The organism is Akkermansiaceae bacterium, from assembly GCA_017798145.1.
Lineage (GTDB): Bacteria > Verrucomicrobiota > Verrucomicrobiia > Verrucomicrobiales > Akkermansiaceae > Luteolibacter.
Map to the genome: position 1 here is coordinate 3376304 of CP059069.1, position 17919 is coordinate 3394222.

16 protein-coding genes are annotated in these 17919 nt (G+C 59.8%); 8 read left to right on the top strand and 8 right to left on the bottom strand.

Features of this window, described 5'->3' with window-relative positions:
- Positions 1–1266 precede the first annotated feature (1266 nt).
- Both HZ994_14450 and HZ994_14455 read left to right on the top strand, forming a co-directional pair.
- A complete protein-coding gene (locus tag HZ994_14450; protein QTN33467.1) occupies positions 1267–1917 on the top strand; it encodes a hypothetical protein in 651 nt (216 codons plus the stop codon).
- A 132-nt stretch (positions 1918–2049) separates the two neighbouring features.
- Positions 2050–2289 (top strand): hypothetical protein, encoded by a 240-nt coding sequence (locus HZ994_14455; protein QTN33468.1) that lies wholly within the window; start codon positions 2050–2052, stop codon positions 2287–2289.
- Between the two features lie 1381 nt (positions 2290–3670).
- Here HZ994_14455 and HZ994_14460 read toward each other — a convergent pair.
- On the bottom strand, positions 3671–4081 hold the full coding sequence (locus HZ994_14460; GenBank protein QTN33469.1) for a hypothetical protein: 411 nt from the start codon (positions 4079–4081) through the stop codon (positions 3671–3673).
- Positions 4082–4373: 292 nt separating this feature from the next.
- Between HZ994_14460 and HZ994_14465 the strand changes: the two genes are divergently transcribed.
- On the top strand, positions 4374–5117 hold the full coding sequence (locus tag HZ994_14465) for a HEAT repeat domain-containing protein (protein QTN33470.1): 744 nt from the start codon (positions 4374–4376) through the stop codon (positions 5115–5117).
- A 262-nt stretch (positions 5118–5379) separates the two neighbouring features.
- On the opposite strand, the gene HZ994_14470 is transcribed toward HZ994_14465, so the two are convergent.
- Genes HZ994_14470 through HZ994_14480 form a run of 3 tightly spaced genes read right to left on the bottom strand, consistent with a single transcriptional unit; the run spans position 5380 to position 6753 of the window.
- Positions 5380–5658: a transposase gene (locus HZ994_14470; protein ID QTN34407.1), complete on the bottom strand. Its 279-nt coding sequence runs from the start codon at positions 5656–5658 to the stop codon at positions 5380–5382.
- A gap of 59 nt (positions 5659–5717) precedes the next feature.
- On the bottom strand, positions 5718–6074 hold the full coding sequence (locus tag HZ994_14475) for a metallopeptidase family protein (GenBank protein ID QTN33471.1): 357 nt from the start codon (positions 6072–6074) through the stop codon (positions 5718–5720).
- A 19-nt stretch (positions 6075–6093) separates the two neighbouring features.
- On the bottom strand, positions 6094–6753 hold the full coding sequence (locus tag HZ994_14480; GenBank protein ID QTN33472.1) for a hypothetical protein: 660 nt from the start codon (positions 6751–6753) through the stop codon (positions 6094–6096).
- 108 nt (positions 6754–6861) lie between these two features.
- Here HZ994_14480 and HZ994_14485 point away from each other — a divergent pair, with 108 nt between their 5' ends.
- The 4 genes from HZ994_14485 (at position 6862) to HZ994_14500 (ending at position 11590) form a co-directional block, all read left to right on the top strand.
- Complete coding sequence (locus HZ994_14485; GenBank protein QTN33473.1) at positions 6862–7347, top strand: hypothetical protein; 486 nt, start codon at positions 6862–6864, stop codon at positions 7345–7347.
- 69 nt (positions 7348–7416) lie between these two features.
- Positions 7417–8775, top strand: a complete 1359-nt coding sequence (locus tag HZ994_14490; protein ID QTN33474.1) for a DUF839 domain-containing protein — start codon at positions 7417–7419, stop codon at positions 8773–8775.
- Positions 8772–10364: a hypothetical protein gene (locus HZ994_14495; protein ID QTN34408.1), complete on the top strand. Its 1593-nt coding sequence runs from the start codon at positions 8772–8774 to the stop codon at positions 10362–10364. Before HZ994_14490 ends, HZ994_14495 begins: the two co-directional genes overlap by 4 nt.
- A 47-nt stretch (positions 10365–10411) precedes the next feature.
- Positions 10412–11590, top strand: a complete 1179-nt coding sequence (locus HZ994_14500) for a galactose mutarotase (protein QTN33475.1) — start codon at positions 10412–10414, stop codon at positions 11588–11590.
- 26 nt (positions 11591–11616) lie between these two features.
- On the opposite strand, the gene HZ994_14505 is transcribed toward HZ994_14500, so the two are convergent.
- The 3 genes from HZ994_14505 to HZ994_14515 all read right to left on the bottom strand — a co-directional run bounded on the left by HZ994_14505 (position 11617) and on the right by HZ994_14515 (position 15414).
- Positions 11617–13503 (bottom strand): SulP family inorganic anion transporter, encoded by a 1887-nt coding sequence (locus HZ994_14505; GenBank protein QTN33476.1) that lies wholly within the window; start codon positions 13501–13503, stop codon positions 11617–11619.
- A gap of 15 nt (positions 13504–13518) precedes the next feature.
- Positions 13519–14619, bottom strand: coding sequence for an LptF/LptG family permease (locus HZ994_14510; protein QTN33477.1), 1101 nt, complete (start codon positions 14617–14619; stop codon positions 13519–13521).
- Between the two features lie 108 nt (positions 14620–14727).
- Positions 14728–15414 carry a hypothetical protein gene (locus HZ994_14515; GenBank protein ID QTN33478.1) on the bottom strand — a complete coding sequence of 229 codons (687 nt, stop codon included), beginning with the start codon at positions 15412–15414 and terminating at the stop codon, positions 14728–14730.
- A 202-nt stretch (positions 15415–15616) separates the two neighbouring features.
- Between HZ994_14515 and tsaB the strand changes: the two genes are divergently transcribed.
- Entirely contained in the window at positions 15617–16270 is a 654-nt protein-coding gene (gene tsaB, locus HZ994_14520; protein QTN33479.1) for a tRNA (adenosine(37)-N6)-threonylcarbamoyltransferase complex dimerization subunit type 1 TsaB, read from the top strand.
- Here the strand turns inward: tsaB and HZ994_14525 are convergent.
- A complete protein-coding gene (locus tag HZ994_14525) occupies positions 16259–17770 on the bottom strand; it encodes a mechanosensitive ion channel (protein ID QTN33480.1) in 1512 nt (503 codons plus the stop codon). The two genes, tsaB and HZ994_14525, sit on opposite strands and share 12 nt — an antisense overlap.
- Positions 17771–17919 lie beyond the last annotated feature (149 nt).

Below are 17919 nucleotides of genomic sequence, written 5' to 3' on the forward strand. Positions count from 1 at the left end.
CGATAAACAGTTCCTTCGTTGGATACTATAGCCATGCAGCTCCATTTGTTCTCGAATCTGACACGCTGTTGTCATCAGTTGATCTGGCCTTATCCTTTTATTCTCATTCGTCTTCACCAGAAGTTAAGCTCTCTATTCGTCTGAGTTCTTCGCTTTCAGATCTCCCTGCAGGTGCACCGATCACTTCAGGATTTGTCATGGCTATACCGAATGACTCGAGCTCTTCATTACTGACCTCATTTGTTCCTGAAGGCCTCCAATATTGCTTGCCGCCGGGCAGACATACTGGATCACCGCAGAGCCCACAGACTCGCTCACGTTCAATGGCTGGAATCAGATTAAGAATAATTTGAACGAGATCTCTCCGTTACCCTACCCAGACAGATTTCGGCTAGCTGTATCCACTGATGGAATTGATTTCTTAGAGCTACAGAGTGGATCGTTGCCAGCCTTTCAGGTGGTCGGCACCTCAATTCCTGAACCGTCATCAGCGTGGCTTGCCTGCCTTTCAAAGATTTACCTGATGCGAAGAAGAAGAATTCGAACAAGGCGTCCCTCCTAACGCCTGACCCGCCTCCAGTTCCAGCCGTCATGACAATAACAACCTCAACCCCGAGTTCAACCCTCGCCTCCGGTCAGGCGTAGGAGGACTCGACGTTCGCTAAGAGAAAGAGACGATATGTCAGCGCCCAAAGCCAAGTCAAAGTTCGCACGAATCCTGATTCGCATCTTATTTACCTTCGCGATACTCGTCGTTGTTGTTTTGCTCTTAGTAGTGCGATCGAGATTCTACCCGCCGGGCAGGACTCAAGTGGTCGGATCATCTGGATCCTCAAATCGAGCGTTCATTGAGAATCGTAGTTTCGGAGATCTTTCCTTTGTTTTGTGCGCTTCGGATTGGCCGCATACGTTCACTAAACCAGTTTCTCTCGAGTCGGTTCTATTCTCAGAGGGGTCTGACTCTCGCGTATTCTGGAGTTCGGATGGAAGTGTAGTGGTCGTGAAGGATGATACCTCATTTACATCTGCCTACGACTACAAGTTGCATGAGACCTTACGCTACGACTCAGCGAAGATTAGCAAGTTGATCAAATCGCGTGGAGGTCTTGGAGCCGAACAATCGAGATATCCAGACGGCAAAGGTGACTACTAACCAACCAAATAACAAAAGCGAACAAGGCGGAGATGGCGACGCCGAGGCAGCTATACTGATCATTTTGGAAGTTGACCCCGGCGCCGCCATTCCTTAGACGTTAGTCCAAGAATATGGGATTTTCCGACACAGCCACCTACCTGCGAGCCGATGCATCCTCCAGCATTGAGACAGCACTCTCACCTCTGCTGGAGCAACTCGGATTCTTCGCGAGTCCAGAGACTTCTGCGGACGACTTCATTGCTTCGTATGACGAGCCTCAGAAGCTGAATCGATTGGTAATCTGGGCGAAGAAGGCCGCGCCGAACTGGTGGCGGCTTTACTCCAATGCACCTGGGCTATTCACCTGGCACAATGGCGATGACATTCCATTTCTACAGCGCCTCGCGAAGAATGGATCCACAATGGGGTTTGAGATCTGCGTCAACGATGGAGACTCGATCTGCGTGATGGAGACGACGGGAGACGGATATCGTCTGACCGGGGCGCATTCTTATGTGTTGGACGACCTTTACGAACAGGATGAGACGATGAGCTTCACGCCCGGCAGTGTATTTCCGCTTAAGGGAGTTCGCCTTGCTTATACCTCTTTAGAGGTCGACGCCACGCTGATCGACGAGTTGATCGGCTATGATTTTGGATTTGATATGCAGGAAGCGATTGCTGAATTTGAGGCAGCACGCTTCGGCACCACGTTGGAATCCTATTACGATGCTTCGCGAGACGATTTCGATGCCCGCTGGTTCTACAAAAGAAGGGACTAACAAGCCGCGCCGTGACAACCACTACCAGCCGTTCAGTTTCGATGATTTACCGTATTTCAACCCTTAACCCCGTGATCGACGCGCGCCCTCGCTGGTAGTGGTGCACGCGCTCATCGTTAGGCAAAAGAATTGATGTCACTCCGCACCATTATGACGAACAACTTGGTTTGCACACTCTATGTTTGTGCGGTTCATCTGGTTGCGGGACTGACATCAGTGGCTGATATGGTGCGACCAGAGAACTTCATCAAGCTCACGGCATTTAATCAGAAAGTGGTGCTAATCGAAATTAGGAAAGTGGATCTTAAATCTCTAGAGATCGACAAGGGAATAGAGACGCGTGAAGTAACCATTACCTCAAAAAATAGTTGAGACGATCCGCGGCGATGACAGTGAACAAGATTTTACCTTTTCTGACAATGAGTATAGAATCGTTGATAGGGACAAAGCCAAGGCAGAGAACCCTTCTGATTTATTTGATATTCTAAAAAATCCAAATCCCCATCAGGCATCGTCTTGCTTAGTTGGTCATTGGTATTTGGTGATTTACATGGAACATCTGACCTTCTTCTACGAAGTTTCAAAAACATGACGATGGTTGGAGGAGTCAGATTTTGGAATATCGGGAACCCTAGAACCTAATCAAAAAGCCTAACAAGGCGTAGGAGCCGACGCCGAACCCGCCGTCTGATTAAATTGGGGGTTTCCACCGCCGCTGCTCTACTATAACGTTCTGCAAGAAAATGAAATCATCCCAGTGGATCCTCCTCTTCTTCTCGGCGTCATCGTTGGTCTCAGTCTTCATAACCATGAAGGACGGGGCAATGCCCGTGGTGTTCCTCCTCGTAGCGCTGATCGCCTCCACGTGTGCTCAATCCTTGCATGAGATCCATAAGCGAATTGATCGAATTGAACGGAAGGACGACAAAGATCCAGAGTGCAGATGAGATTGGGAATTGTCGGTCGAGTCGAAATGACACTCTTGACTACAACCCTTAACCCTGTTGCGTAGTGGCGCACCCGGTAGCCGGTGCCAGACCTCGACGTTCGGCCACAAAAACACCGCTCCCAAAAAACCGCACTGGATTGAAACAAAATGAAAACAAGCAACCAGAACACGCCGGAGGAGCTGCCTGCAACACCTCCGACCCAACAGGTGGGCATGTTTAGCGAGGGAAGTTACGCAGCATTCATGGTCGGTCTCTTTCTCCTCGGCGGCTTTGCGGCCCTACCCTTTGTTTACGGTAGGATGGTCGGTCACCATTATGGATCATGACTTCCTTGGGCGCTTGGATTATGTGTGTTATTCTTGATTGGCTTACGCCACAACGGCACGATTTCTTGGCTGAGAGCCGCACCTGCCTTGTTCACGCTAATGGTAGCCGCATATGCCTGCCATAGGTTCACTGGCAAACAACCGTTCGGTTCCGGCGGCTTTCTCGGTTTACTTATCGCCATCGCTTGCGGCTATGTCGGCATCGGCGTCGCCAAGCTCACAAGCAGAGGCAGAGCATAGATGACAGGTTGCTTCCAGCCGAAGAAGGCGTCCCTCCTAATACCTGCCCCGCCGCGAGTTCAATCCGCCACGACCATTCGACCTTCAGATCACAGTCGAAGCCTCGCCCTCGGGCAGGTGTAGGAGGACTTGGACGTTGTGCCAAATTACCCCAGCCAACGAGAGCCGATCGAATAGCTGACCGCACTTCCAAACGATGCTGTCGTTATGCCATGGTTACCGAGCGGCGCGGAGGGATTAGTTGCGCAGTTGGCGTTTTAGTTTCTCAAGTTCTTGTTCCTGTTTCTCGCGTTCGGGTTCGAGGGCAGCGCCGGCACCGGGCATGTTTTCCCAGACGAGTTTGTCCCCGTCCCAGACAGCGGCGTATTCGGTGCTCTTTTGATCTCCGTTTTCGCTGCTACTCATTGCTTTGGAGAAGGCCTTTAGGTCTTTCTTAACGGGGCCTAGCCAGACCTTTTTTCCATTGTAGGTGATGGTGCCTTTTCCGTTGATGACGGAGGTGGACAGTTTGGCCTCGGCGGCGTTCTGGTTGGCCTTTGCCTTGGCCTGGTCGATGAGGTCAGCGAGGTCGGGGTTTGCGAAGGCGTAGTTGGTGATGACGAGGGTTGAGGTCAGGGCGACGGCTTTCAGGGCGCAGGTGTATTCCATAACGAGATGAGTACTAAGCGGAGTCGGAGGTGGGGCTTGTCTGATGATTTTTTTGGGGGGGAGGGGTATTGGGCGATGACTCGCGCTCGCCAAGGATCGAATCACGCGGATTGGCGAATCCGAAGCCGTGCTCAGAAAACAAAAAGGCACAACAAGGCGTGGATGGACAACCCGCTGCACCGCCACGAGTCGGAGATTGAACCCTGATGAGAACCCTTTACCCTGGATCGGACGGGCGCTCCAGGTAGCGGGTGCCACCACTTTGGCATTAAACCTGAAACAAGAATAGAACATGAAAATAAATCACAGGAAAAGAATCATGGGTCTCTTGATGCCTCTGACGACAGCCTTAGTCTTCCTTTGCGTTAGCGGCGGCAATGCCGCGACTCCTTACGACGAGGCCAAGGAAAAGCTCATTGAGCAATGCATCCGTCAAATGACCGGGACTGGTGGTGATGGCGCGGGCAGGGGGATGTCCTTCCAAACGCTCCAGAAACTCGGGCCGGAAGCGAAGAGCGCCGTTCCAGCCCTGACCAAGGCACTTGAGCACGAGGACAGTTACATTCGCAATCAGGCTGCCTATACACTCTGGAAAGTCGACCGGCAAACCAAGGCCATCATCTCCCTCGGCAAAACAATGGAGAACGATGATAATCCGGCAGACCGCGAGGCAGCGGCGGAGCTCCTCAAAAAGATTGATCAGCAGTTGGCAGAGGAGGCAGATGCCAAAATCGGCGCGGAGAAAAAAGCCACGGCGGAGGCTGAGGCGGTTGCCAAGGCATTCATCACGGCACTCGTGAACAAGAATGTGGACGAAGCTGCCAAATTCGTCATCCCAGCGGAGCGCGAAGAGCTCAAGAAAGAGATGGAAAAGGGAATGCCACCGCTACCGAGAGATCCCCAAATCCAAATCAGGATCAAGGACGACGGCATTCAAGCAGACGTTTCGCTTCTCAATGGTCAGAAACCTGCGTCAGGGCCTCCATTTGGACTCGATATGAGATTTAGCGAGGGAAAGTGGTGGATCGTAAAATAGATGGCTGGAAAGGAATCCGAAGAATGCACATTGCCGAACAAGGCGCGGCACCCAATCCCTGGCCGCGCTGTGTTATCGGATCGAATTTATGATTACAGCCCTCAACCTGCCATCTACGTGCGCCTCCCGGCCAGGACTTGGTGCGCTATGACTATGACCTGTTTGGGTTTCTTTCCGGCGGCGATGAGCCTGTCGGCGAAGGTTTTTTTGGGCAGCGGGTTGGACACGCGCGCGGCCATCGCGGCCATGCAGAGGTCGCACCTCAGGTGGATGGATCGATCTTGGTGATCGGGGTTCTGGTGCGTCCCAAGGTTCCGCCCTTGAGGTGAGAGGACGTGAGGCCGACCCAGCCGGCGAGCTGGCGCGCATCGCTGAACCCGCGCAGGTCGGGGAGCTCGCCAAGGACGATCTGGACGATGGTCTTGCCAAGGCCGGGGATGCCCCGGAGGAGTTCGCATTTCGCTCCGAGCGAGGGATGCGATCTGAGCAGTTTCCCGATCAGCAGGCGGATTGCAGCGATCTCCTTTTCCTGGGCTTTGATGCGCCTTTTGAGCGAGGCGGTGACGTCATCCCCGTAGTGGCCGGTTCATTGTCATAGGCTCACTCCAGCCCTCGTTCCGCCACCTCATCCTCATCCCAGCCGAGGTAGTGGCCGAGCTCGTGGAGGTAGGTGGTGCCGACCTCGTCGCGGAAGTCCTGTTCGTCGCGCTCTGTGTAGTCCCAGAGGTTGCCCACGAAGATGCGGATCAGCGGCAGAGCGTCAGGGCCGGGTTCCTCGATGAGCGATGCCCCTTCGAAGAGACCTAGCAGGTCTTCCCCGAGTGGGTCTCCGGGCTGCGGCTTGTCCTCGTAGGAGACGGGGCACTGCTCCGCCTTTTCCTTCACTTCCTCAGGCAGGACATGGACAATCATCGCCACTTCCTCCTCGGCCATGGCGCACAGTTCGGCGATGTCCATAATTGTGCCCGGTCAAATCTCAGTCGGCGGCTTTGCCCGCATCCCCCTCCGCAGGCTTCACCCCTTCGGGTTTTGTTTCCTCGGGCTTTACTTCCTCGGGTTTCACTTCCGGCTCGGTGGGCTTGAGGTCTGGCACGGGGTCGATCTTGATCGGGGTTCCGGGATCGGGAACCGGTGCGTCGGGATCGATGATGGTCGGGATGGCTCCCTCGGGGGGGAGGCCGTTCGGATCGATGATGGGGAGAGGCTCGATGGATGTTCCGCCGGGCAGGGGGGGATAGACCTGGTAGGTGCCGTCGATGGGGTAGTTATCCGCGCCGGGGTTGGCGGAAGCGACCATCACGGATGGCACCCAGCCGACCTCGCCGCTGTCCAGCTCCACCTTGAGGTAATTGGAATCGTTCGAGACGATCTTCATGTTGGTTCCCATGCTCAGGAGTTTGTCTGCATCCTCCGTGCCCTTGGGCTTGTTCTTGTAGAAGGCGGTGTTGGGGATGTTCGCCGTGACGAAAGTCCCAGGCGAAAGATCCGGGCCGTAGCTGGTGGGTGCGCCCTGCATCCCGCTCCCCGGCGGCCTGAGGGGGTCGAAGCTGCCGCTGCCGTCCAGGGGTGCATTCATCATTCCGCAGGATGAAAGCGCAAGCGCTGCGGGAACCATGCCAAGGGAGAGGAATTTCATAACAGGGGGAAAGTGTCATCTGCCGGGGCATGGGTCAACGCGAATGAAAGGCCTTTCGCGCTGGCGTGTGGAGGCTGCCGTGCCTATGTTCCGCGAGCCTGTCCGCACATGAAAAAATTCCTGATTGCCGCCGTCGTTGCTGTGCTGATGCTCATCCCGCTGGGGATGTGGTGGTTCTCGCCGGAGCAGGTGATCATGCGGCGGACGAGCCACCTGATGGAAGTGATCTCGATGAGCGATGGGTCCGGCGGCCCGATGCGGCAGGCGAAGGTGTTTTCCATGAATGCGATGCTTGCGCCCGAGGTGGAGCTGGAGATCCCAGACATCCCGGATGCCAACGGCAGCTTCGACAAGGAGGAGATGGAGTCCGCGTTCTCGTGGATCTGCCAGAACGCGAAGCGCTCGGATTTCCGGGTCACGGCATTCCGGGAAGTGATCGTCGATGGCGGGGCGGCGCGCGTCGCCTTTGATGCGGAGGGCTTCCTTGAGCTGGGCTCCGGGCGTCCGGCGGATGGGAGCTTCGATGTTACGATCCATTGGGTGAAGGGTGGCGATGGCTGGCGTTTCCACAAACTGAGATGGGAAAACCGGTAGAGGAGGCCTTGGCGGAATGTTTGCGCAAGAATGCTGGAAAAATCCGGGAACCGGTGGATCATGCGGCACATGACAACACGCCGCCAGTTCATCGGAGTCACCGCCCTTGCATTCATGGGTCTCCGCCAATACGCGGGTGCCGCCCCGGCCACCCGGACCATCCAGCCCTTCGGGCCGCTCCGCAAAGACCCGCAGCGCATCCTTGATCTGCCGGAAGGATTTTCCTACCGCGTGCTTTCCAAGGCCGGGGAGACAATGGCGGATGGCTTCAGGCTCCCTGGCAAGCCCGATGGCATGGCGGCTTTCCCGGCAGCGGACGGAAAAGTTGTGCTGGTGCGCAACCACGAGCTCTCCCTGGCGATGACAGGAGCCGGCCCCTTCCCGAACAATCACCGCTACCCGGAAAACCTCGACCCATCGCTCAGCCATGATGCGGGGGAAAACGGCAAGAGGCCGCATCTCGGCGGGACGACGAACCTTGTCTTTGATCCGGCCACCGGCGAGACCGTTTCGCAGTTTCTCTCCCTTACCGGCACGGATCGGAACTGCGCGGGCGGCCCTACCCCATGGGGGACATGGATCACCTGCGAGGAGCCGGAGGATTTGACCAGCGAGCGGGGGCGCAACCACGGCTGGTGCTTCGAGGTCAAGGCCACCGCCACGCCCGGGCTCCAGAAGGCGGTAGCGCTCAAGGGGCTGGGTCGTTTCCGGCATGAGGCGGTCGCCATCGACCCCGCCACCGGCATCATCTACATCACCGAGGACAGGACGGACGGGTTGCTCTACCGCTTCGTGCCATCGCAAAAAAACAGCCTGACGGACGGCAAGCTCCAGGCGCTGGCCATCGTCGGCAAGCCCAAGGCGGATCTGCGCAACTATGATCCGGATTCGAAGTGGCCGGTGGAGCGCGGGGAGATGATGGCGGAATGGATCGACCTGACGGAAACCGATGCTGAGAAAGACGATCTGCGCATCCGCGGCCATGAGGCGGGGGCGGCGTGTTTTGCGCGCGGCGAGGGGATCCATCACACTCCGGACGGGGTTTTCATCTGCTGCACGGATGGGGGGCCGGCACGGCACGGGCAGCTCTTCCGCCTGCGCCCTTCCGGGGATGCGGGAAGGCCGGATATGCTCGAGCTGTTCCTGGAATCCGCCGAGGACGATATCCTGACAAACGGCGACAACCTCTGCCCCGCCCCTTGGGGCGGCCTGGTGATCTGCGAGGATCTCATCGATGATTCCTTCGCGGAGCAATCCCATGTCCAGTGCGTCACCCCGGAGGGGAAAATTTTCACCATCGCGACCAACGCAAAGGACAAGTCCGAGTTCGCAGGCTGCTGTTTCTCGCCGGACGGGAAATGGCTGTTCGTGAACCTCCAGGGCCACGGCCTGACCCTTGCCATCACCGGGCCATGGGAGAAGGCATGAAGGCTGCCGCGATGTTTCTTGCCGCCGCCGCCATGGCTTCGGCCGGGCCTGCGGTGCTCACAACCGATGCGCTGCGGGCATATGCGGAAAATTTCAACCGCACGGATGCAAGCCACGGCGGTCAGCACATCCCGAACGCGGAGGCGGCGGACTGGATGGCTGCAAACGTGCCGCCCTTCGACTGCCCGGACAAGGAGATCACGGAAATCTACCACTTCCGCTGGTGGACGTTCCGCAAGCATATCAAGCAGACCCCGGACGGCTTTGTCATCACCGAGTTCCTCCCGCAGGTGAGCTGGAGCGGGAAACACAACACGATCAGCTGCCCGGCGGGCCACCACTTCCGCGAAGGGCGCTGGATCCGGGACGGGAAATTCCTGGACGACTACTCGCTCTTCTGGTTCCGCAAGGGCGGCCAACCCCGGAGATACAGTTTCTGGGCTGCGGATTCCATCCTGCAGAGGGCGCTGGTGTCCGGCGATTTCACCCAGGCCATGGACCTGCTGCCGGATCTCATCGCGAATTACTCGGAATGGGAAAAAAGCCGCCTCGATGACGACGGCCTGTTCTGGCAGATCGACGACCGCGATGGGATGGAGGTTTCCATCGGCGGCGCAGGCTCGGCCGGAAAGGGCAAGCGGGCGACGATCAACTCCTACATGTTCGGCGATGCGCTTGCGATTTCGGAAATCGCCCGGCGTGCCGGGAATGTGGAGATCGCCGAAACCTACGCGGGAAAAGCCAGGCGGCTGAGGAGCCTGGTGCAGGCCAAGCTCTGGGACGATGATGCGAAATTCTTCAAGGTGCAGCCGCTCGGTGGCGATGGCGGGTTGGTCGATGTCCGCGAGCTCCATGGCTTCACCCCATGGTATTTCGGCCTGCCGGAGAAGGGCAGGGGGTATGAGATCGCCTGGAGGCAGCTCACCGATCCCAAGGGTTTCAAGGCACCCTTCGGCCCGACGGTTGCGGAGCAGCGGCATCCGCGGTTTTCCGTCTCCTACACCGGCCACGAATGCCAGTGGAACGGGCCGAGCTGGCCCTTTTCGACCTCGGTCACGCTCACTGCGATGGCCAGGGTGCTGCATGAATATCCGCAGGATTTCGTGACGGCGGCTGACTACCTCGGTACGCTCAAGACCTACACGGCTTCCCATCGGCTGAAGCGCGAGGACGGGACCGTCGTGCCGTGGATCGATGAGAACCTGAACCCCTTCACCGGGGACTGGATCGCGCGGACGAGGCTGAAGGCATGGAAGGACGGCACCTGGGATCCGGGCAAGGGCGGGGAGGAGCGCGGCAAGGATTACAACCATTCCACCTATTGCGATCTCATCATATCCGGGCTCATCGGCCTGCGTCCCCGTGCGGACGACAAGGTGGAGGTGCATCCGCTTGTTCCCGCCGGCTCGTGGGATTGGTTCTGCCTCGATGCGGTGCCGTACCATGGCCGGCTGCTGACGGTCCTATATGACAGTGACGGCACGCGATACGGCAGGGGGCGGGGCTTCCGCATCCTGGCTGATGGCAAGGAAATCGCTGCCTCGGAAACTCCGCGCCGCCTTGTTGCCGGACTCCCAGCCAGTCGGTGAGAGCGGATAAAGCTTTCATTTGGCATCGTATCCAATAGACATCCGGGATGATCCGCATCATCAAACCCATGAGCCTGTCGGTCGCGATCCTTTCCATGCTATCCTGCAATACCAACAACCATGAAACCGCAGCCGACGGCGTGCCGGAGGCGGTATCCTTCGGCAAGCTGCCCGATGGCGGCGAGGCGCTTCTCTACACCCTTTCCAACGGCCGCGGCATGGTAGCGAAGGTTTCCGATTTCGGCGCGACGCTTGTCTCGCTGGAAGTGCCCGACAAGTACGGCAAAGCAGCCGATGTGACCCACGGCTACGATTCCGTCGCAGGCTATGCCGGAACGAAGAACCCTTATTTCGGGGCGTCGGTGGGCCGTTTCGGGAACCGAATCGCCCATGGGAAATTCAGCCTGGACGGCAAGGAGCACTCGCTCGCCACGAACAATTCGCCGGGCGGCATCCCGTGCCACCTGCACGGCGGGGACAAGGGCTTCAACAAGCGGATGTGGGAAGTGGTCAAGCGCCCCTCGCCCGAGAGCATCACCTTCGGATACGTATCCCCGGACGGCGAGGAGGGTTACCCCGGCACGGTCACTGCGGCGATCACCTACACCTTGACCAAGGACAACGAACTCATCTGGGAGGCCACCGCCACCACCACGGCCGCCACCGTCATCAACCTCGTCCACCACACCTACTGGAACCTTTCCGGCGATCCTTCATCCACGGTCAACGGCCATGAGCTGACCCTTTTCGCGGACCGCTACCTGCCCACCGATGCCGGGCTGATCCCGACCGGAGAGCTGGCTCCCGTGGCCGGGACTCCCATGGATTTCACCGCTCCCCATCTCATCGGCGAGAGGGTGGGGGAGCCGTTCCCGGCACTGCAGCTGGCCGGCGGATACGACCATTGCTGGGTGCTCACCGAGCCGAAGCCGGATGGCCTCGCCCTTGCGGCAAGGCTTCGCGATCCCCTCAGCGGCCGCATCATGGAGGTCTCGACCAACCAGCCGGCGATCCAGTTCTATGGCGGGAATTTCCTCAATCCCGGGGATTTCGCAGGTGATTTCCAGCCCGGGAAAATGGGCGCGAAATATCCCCATCGCTCCGCACTCTGCCTGGAGACTGAGAATTTCCCGGATGCGCCCAACCAGGCGTCATTCCCCGGTGCGGTGCTCAGGCCGGGCGAAACCTACCGGCATGTCATGGTCCACGCCTTCACCAATGATTAGGCGGCCCGGCGCCGCTTCGTCCACGTTCACCCCGGGCCGTCCGTCCGCTTGCCGGCATCGTAGAAGATCCGGACATCGGCTTCCTTGGTGCCCAGCAGCTGCTGGGCGCGGAGCAGGGCGCCGCGGGTGGAGATGTTCGGGTTCGAGGGCATCGTCAGGAAGATGTTGCTCTCGCCCTGGGTGCGGTCGGTTCCTTCCTGCAAGGTTTCCAGGATGCCGGAGCGCTTGAGCACTTTGTAAACCTGCTTCGTCGCCCCGGATACGAGCAGGTGCAGCTCCCTGCGGCGCATGAAATGAACCAGGTCTTCGAGCGCCATGACGCTTGTGGCATCGAGGTGGCGGGCGTTCTTCAGGCGCAGGATGATGACCTTGATCGCCGGATCCGCCACGGTGCGCTGGATCTGTGTGCGGAACAGCTCCGCCGCGCCGAAGAAAAGATCCCCCTCCACGTGGACGATGGAAATGGCGGGAATGGGCCGCGCATTGCTCCCCTCCTTTTCACGCAGCTCGCCGGTCTCGTTGAACTCGTATTCCGTGAGGTAGGGCTTGCTCGCTTTCCGCAGGAACAGGGTGATGGAGATGGCCACGCCGATGAAGATGGCGACATGCAGCGGTGCCAGCAGGGTTGCCACGAAGGTCAGGCCGATGACGACCGCATCGTCGCTTGTGGAGCGCAGGCAGATACGGATCTGGTGGGCGTTGAACAGCGAGAGGGAGATGGCGATGACAAGGACGGCGAGGGCGGACTTCGGGATGTAGTCGATGAGGTTCAGGCCGGCCTCGCCGGACCATGCGATGAGGATCACGAACACCAGGGTGAATATGCCCGAGAAAACGGCGGCCGCCTTGGTGGCTGCACCGGATTGGAAATTCAGGGAGGAGCGGGTCAGCGAGCCGGAGGCGGGCATCCCGCCGGCGATGGCCGAGCCGAGGTTGGCGAAGCCCACGGAAAGCATGTCCTGGTTCACATCCACCCTGTCGCCGGTCTGGGAGGAGATCGACTTCGCCATCAGGGTGTTCTCCAGGGAGGCAAGGAAGGAAATGGCGAGAGCCAGGCCGAGCAGGGCGGAGATGTCGTTGAAAATCCCCGGCCTGAAGAGATGCGGCAGTGTGGGCATCAGCTGCTCGAAGCCGAAGGTGCTGAAGGTCGCCTGCCCCGCGAAGGGGCCTATGCCGGCATGGATGAGCGGGCCGAAGATCGCGGACCCGAGGACCAGGGAGATGGAGAATGCGGGCCACGCCTTTTTCCATTTCCTGCAGGCGAGGTAGATCAGGAGGGTGCTTGCGCCGATGAGCAGCGGCACCCACTGGGTGTGGGGGAGGGATTTCAAAAGCTCCCAAACGAGGCCGAAGAAGGTCGCCGTCTTGCTTGAATCGATGAATCCGTCCAGCCCCAGGAGCGGCTTGAGCTGGTTTGCAATGATGAGCACGGCCGCGCCCGCCATGTAGCCCACCAGCACGCTGCGGGAAACGTATTGGAGCAGGTCGGCGACCTTGAGGACGGCGCCGAGCATGGAGCAGAGCGCGATGAGCAGCACCAGCAGCGGCAGCAGCTCCGGGATGCGGCCCTGCATGGCCGGATGCACGGAGAAGAAGCTGAAGAGCATGAACGCCGTCGCGTTCGTCGGGCCGAGGACATTGAAGCGCGAGCTGGCGAACAGGGGGGCCACGATGGCGGCAGCCGCGGAGCAGACCACGCCGTAGATGACATCCAGCCCGGCGATGGCGGCGTAGGCGATGGCCTGCGGCAGGGCCAGCAGGGTCACGTTGAGCGCCGCCCGCGCATCCGCCCCGAGCTTGTCCCGCGAATACCCGCGCATCGGGCCGATGCGCGGGAGGAAGCCGATCTTTTCCGTGGCGAAGTAGTCCCTGACATTCCGGGAGGACTTCCTGATGAATTTTCCGAAGCTCATGCGTGTCCCGCCCTCTTACCTGAATCTCGCCCGCCTGAACAGATGGAAGCCTAGCAGGCCGCAAAGCAGGTTTGGCGCCCAGAGCACGGCGGTGGCGGCGGCGTCCGTCTTGAAATCCTCGGCCAGGACGGTGATGAGGAAGTAGCACATGCCGATGATGATGCTGAGTATGAGGCCGCCGGAGGTGTCCTTGCGCCGGGACTTCATGCCGAGGGGCACGGCCACGCAGGCGAAGGCGATGCAGGCCAGGGAAAAGGTGTAGCGCTTGGTGATCTCCGCGCGGAATTCGATCCGTTTTTCCTGCGGCAGATCCGGATTGTCCCGCAGGTAGCTGCGGATCTCGGTGTTCGTCATCGCCCCGGAGCGGATCTTCCGGTTGCGCGTGGATCCGAAATCGAAGAGCCACGGCTCCGCCTCCCGGGCGAATGCGAACTCGGACGTGCCGTCCGGCTCCTTGGTCTCGATGAATGCGTCGATGAGCTTGAGCCGCAGCTGCTTGTTTTCCTCATCCACCACCAGCGAGACCTTCCCGGCATGGACGTAGGCCTCGGCACGGTTTGTTTCCGGGGTGTCGCCGCCGGAAACCTGATAGAGGTGGAAGCCGTAGAGCGAGTCGCCCTTTTTCTCCTCCACGAAGACCTTCTGGTTCTCGAAGCGCGACTGCACGATGCCGGGATCCAGCAGGGAGCGGGGATCGCGTTTCACCTGCTCATAGACGAGATCGGCCAGCGAGGCGGTGGCGAGCGGCACCACGTTGACATTGATCCAGAGGCACAGTGCGGAAAGCGCCGCCGCGACCGCAAAAACGGGCAGGGAGAGCCGCGCGAGGCTGATGCCTGCGACCCGGAATGCGGTTGTCTCGTGCTCCCCCGACATACGCCCGAAGACAAGCAGCACGGCGGAGAGGAAGCCCCATGGGATGGTGAACATGAGCGAATAGGGCACGACGTTCACCACAAAGCGCAGCACCAGGCCGATGGGCGCGCCCTGCTCCACGAGCAGCGGGCGGAGCTGCTTGAAGAGGTTCCCCATCACCAGCACCACGCTCAGCACCACGATCGCATACAGCGTCACGACAATCACCTGCCGGGCGATGTAACGGTCTGAAATGCGCATGGCGGATGCTCACGAACGCACGGCCCTCTGGCAAGTTGCAAGATGCGCCATAAAAAAGACCCCGCCGCCCCGGAAAAGGGACGGCGGGGAAGGAAGGGCGTGCCGGTTCTAACGGCGGCGGGGCAGCAGCGCTAGCAACCCGAGGGCACCGAGCAGCGCGGCGCTCGGCTCGGGGACGGCGGTGCCGTTGAGGGCGAGATTGTCGATTACGGTATCCGTCGAGAACGTGGTCCGATTGGTGGAGTAGTAGAGCCTGAACTCGATCGATTCCGAGGCGGCCAGCGTGCCCAGCGACGAGACGTTGAAGGTATTTGCATAGGCGTTGGCCCTTGTGTCGTGGGCGTTGAATCCAACGCCCGGCGTGGCACCCTCGCCGAACTCCCTGCCGGCAATTGCATTCCCGTCGGCGAAGGCAAGCCGGCTTGACAGCAGGTCGATCCGGTAAAACTGGGTGCCGCTGGCGTTGGGGCTGTTGAACCACCAGTCAAAGGTCAGGGTATCGAGGGTGGCAGGCTGTCCGGTGTTGTTCGTGACCGTGAAGCCAACATAATCGTTGGCGGTGATCGAGGCCGCCAGGCTGCCGGCGGTGTTGCCATGGGGAAACTCCACAGAACCGTCCCCGGGAGTGGGAAATCTTGCGCCCCCTGAGAGCACGGCGTTGCCACCGCCCAGAAGCCCGTCGGTTTGGGCCAGGTTGTCGCCATTGAAGTTGTATCCGGCGAGGACGGCGGAAGAAGCCGGGATGGAAAAGGCACCCAGAAGGCAGGCTGGAAAGATGGATTTTGGTGGTATCATGGGTTTGGTGTCGATTTGGGTTTTTGCTGGAATTCGATGGCCTCACCACAAGGGGCGAGAATGAGGCCTTCCAAGGTATGGCCTTGAAATCACGCCACAAGAATATTCTCATGAAAACTTCCATCCTGAAATGGAATCGCCAATTTTCAGTTGGTTGAATTTGGGATTTCGAAACCGGGGAATCCCCGCCTAAGCTGCTGGCGTGAGTGCCATCCTGATCCTCGAAACCTCCACCGACGCAGCTTCCATCGCACTCGCTGTGGATGGTGGGATCGTTGCGGAAAGGGGTTTCGTCAGCGACCGCAGGCACAACGCCCTCCTGTTCAGCCCGCTTTCTGAGATCCTGGGAATCCACGGCAGGAGGCCTTTCGATGGCGTCCTTGTCGGCAGCGGGCCGGGAAGCTACAGCGGCACGCGGGTGGGGATCGCAGCCGCGCAGGGCGCGGCGCTCGCGGCAGGCTGCAAGGCGGTTGCGGTGCCATCCCTGCTGGCGACGCCGCAAGCGCTTTCCGGGAAACCCTGCCTCGCTGTCGGCGATGCCCGCCGTGGTTCCTTCTGGCTGGCGAGGATGGAGGGAGGCGAGTTGCTCAACGGGCCGGAACTGACCGACAGGATCGGCTTCGAGTCCGCCTTGGCGAGGGCGAGGGAGGATGGCAGCGTTGTTTTCTGCATGGACAGGATAAGCGGGGTGGAGATTCCGCAGACACGCCCCACTGCCGCTGGCCTCTGGCAGGTATGGCAGGCGGCACCACCCCAGACCCGCGCGATCTGGGCGGGGAAAACGCCGCAGCCGATCTATCTTGCTCCGCCGCACATCACGCCCTCGAAGAAGGCTGTCTTCGGATCAGGCGTCTAAGTGCCCGAAGAAATGGCGGATGCGGCGCACCAGCGATGATGGATCCGCCTTCTTCCGACCGCTTTCCTTGGTGTCTGCCGCTCCTGCACCAGTCAGGCTTTCCTCACGGTGAAGCCTGCGTTTTTCAAGGATTCTCCCCATGCTTTCCGCCAGTTCCGGGCGCTCCGCCATCAGTGGTGAAAGCTGCGCCTTGGAGATTTCCAGTACCAGCACATCCCCGGCGGCGCGAACCGTGGCGTTGCGCGGCTCGCCGGTGACGAGAGACATTTCCCCAAAGCAATCGCCTGAGGAAAGTGTTGCCAGGACAACCCGTGGCCCATCGGATGCCTTTGCGATGACCTCCACGCTACCCTCCAGGATGAGGAACATGGATTCGCCCGGCTCGCCGCGGGTGACAAGCGCCTCCCTTGGCCCGAAGACGAGGAAACGCCCGCTGGAAATGAGCTTTTCCGCCTCTTCCTGCGCCAGGCTGTTGAACATGCCGCTGCCGCGTAGGATGCGGGTGGCGTTTTTTCTGGCGGTCACGAAGCCCTGCGGGACGTTTGGGGTGCGGGTCTCAAGGCTGCGGATGGGGAAGGGGATGCGCATGTCGCGGCGGCCCAGCTCATACCAGAGGGCGGTGCGGATTTCATCGCAGGTGACGTTGTAGAGCCGGGCGTGGCGCATCCAGAAGCGCAGCTCGTAGGTGATGGATGAGTCGCCAAAATCTATTAGGAAAACGACAGGTTCCGGACTTTCCAGGACTCCTTGGGCGGTTTTCGCGCATTTGATGAGCACCTCCTTTGCGAGGGCGGGAGGGGTATCGTAATCCAGCCCCAAGCGCAGCCGCACACCGTGCTCCGCACCGGGGTGGTTGAGGTTCACGATGCGGTTCTTGACCATCTCGCTGTTTGGGATCTCATGGGACACGCGGTCGTTGTCGATGAGGCGCGTGGAGCGCCAGTTGATCTCCGCCACCTCCGCGCGCTTGCCGCTCTCCCCCAGCAGCAGCCAGTCCCCGACCTTGTAGGCGCTGGTCATGTGGATGCTGAAACCGGCGATCACGTTGCCCAGCAAATCCTGCATCGCGAACCCCAGGATCACCGCCGCAACGCCTGAGGTCGCCACCAGCCCGGTCAGCTCCAGCCCGTATCCCCATTTCAGGATGGCCGCCCCCGCCCCCAGCACCACGATGGCTCCCGCCAGCTGCCGCAGGATGATGGGCATGGCCACCTTGCGGCGCTTCTCCAGCCAGCCAACCGTCACACCCCGGTCGAACATGACCCATGCAAACAGCGTGCCGCAGAAAACCAGCACAGCACCGAGATGCCCCATCCAGGCCTCCTGCGGATAGAACGCCCTCCCGGACACCCAGAGACCCAGCGCGAGGGCGAAAACCTGCAGCGAGATCCCCGGCGGCTTGTCAGCCTTTTTCCACCCGAAACGGAAGGCCAGCCAGACGCAGAGATAAATCCCCGCCGCCAACCCAACCGCCTCCGCAAGCCTTGCATCAAACGCCATTGCCACCATCGGATAGCGGAAATCGCCCGCCTTGTCACGCCAAGAGCCATCCCCGAAAACGGCAGGGTCGCCCCGGCCTAGTTCGGCTCCTGATCCAGATCACAATGCCCGCCACCGCCAAAGCCTCCATCCCATCCCCCTTGCACCTC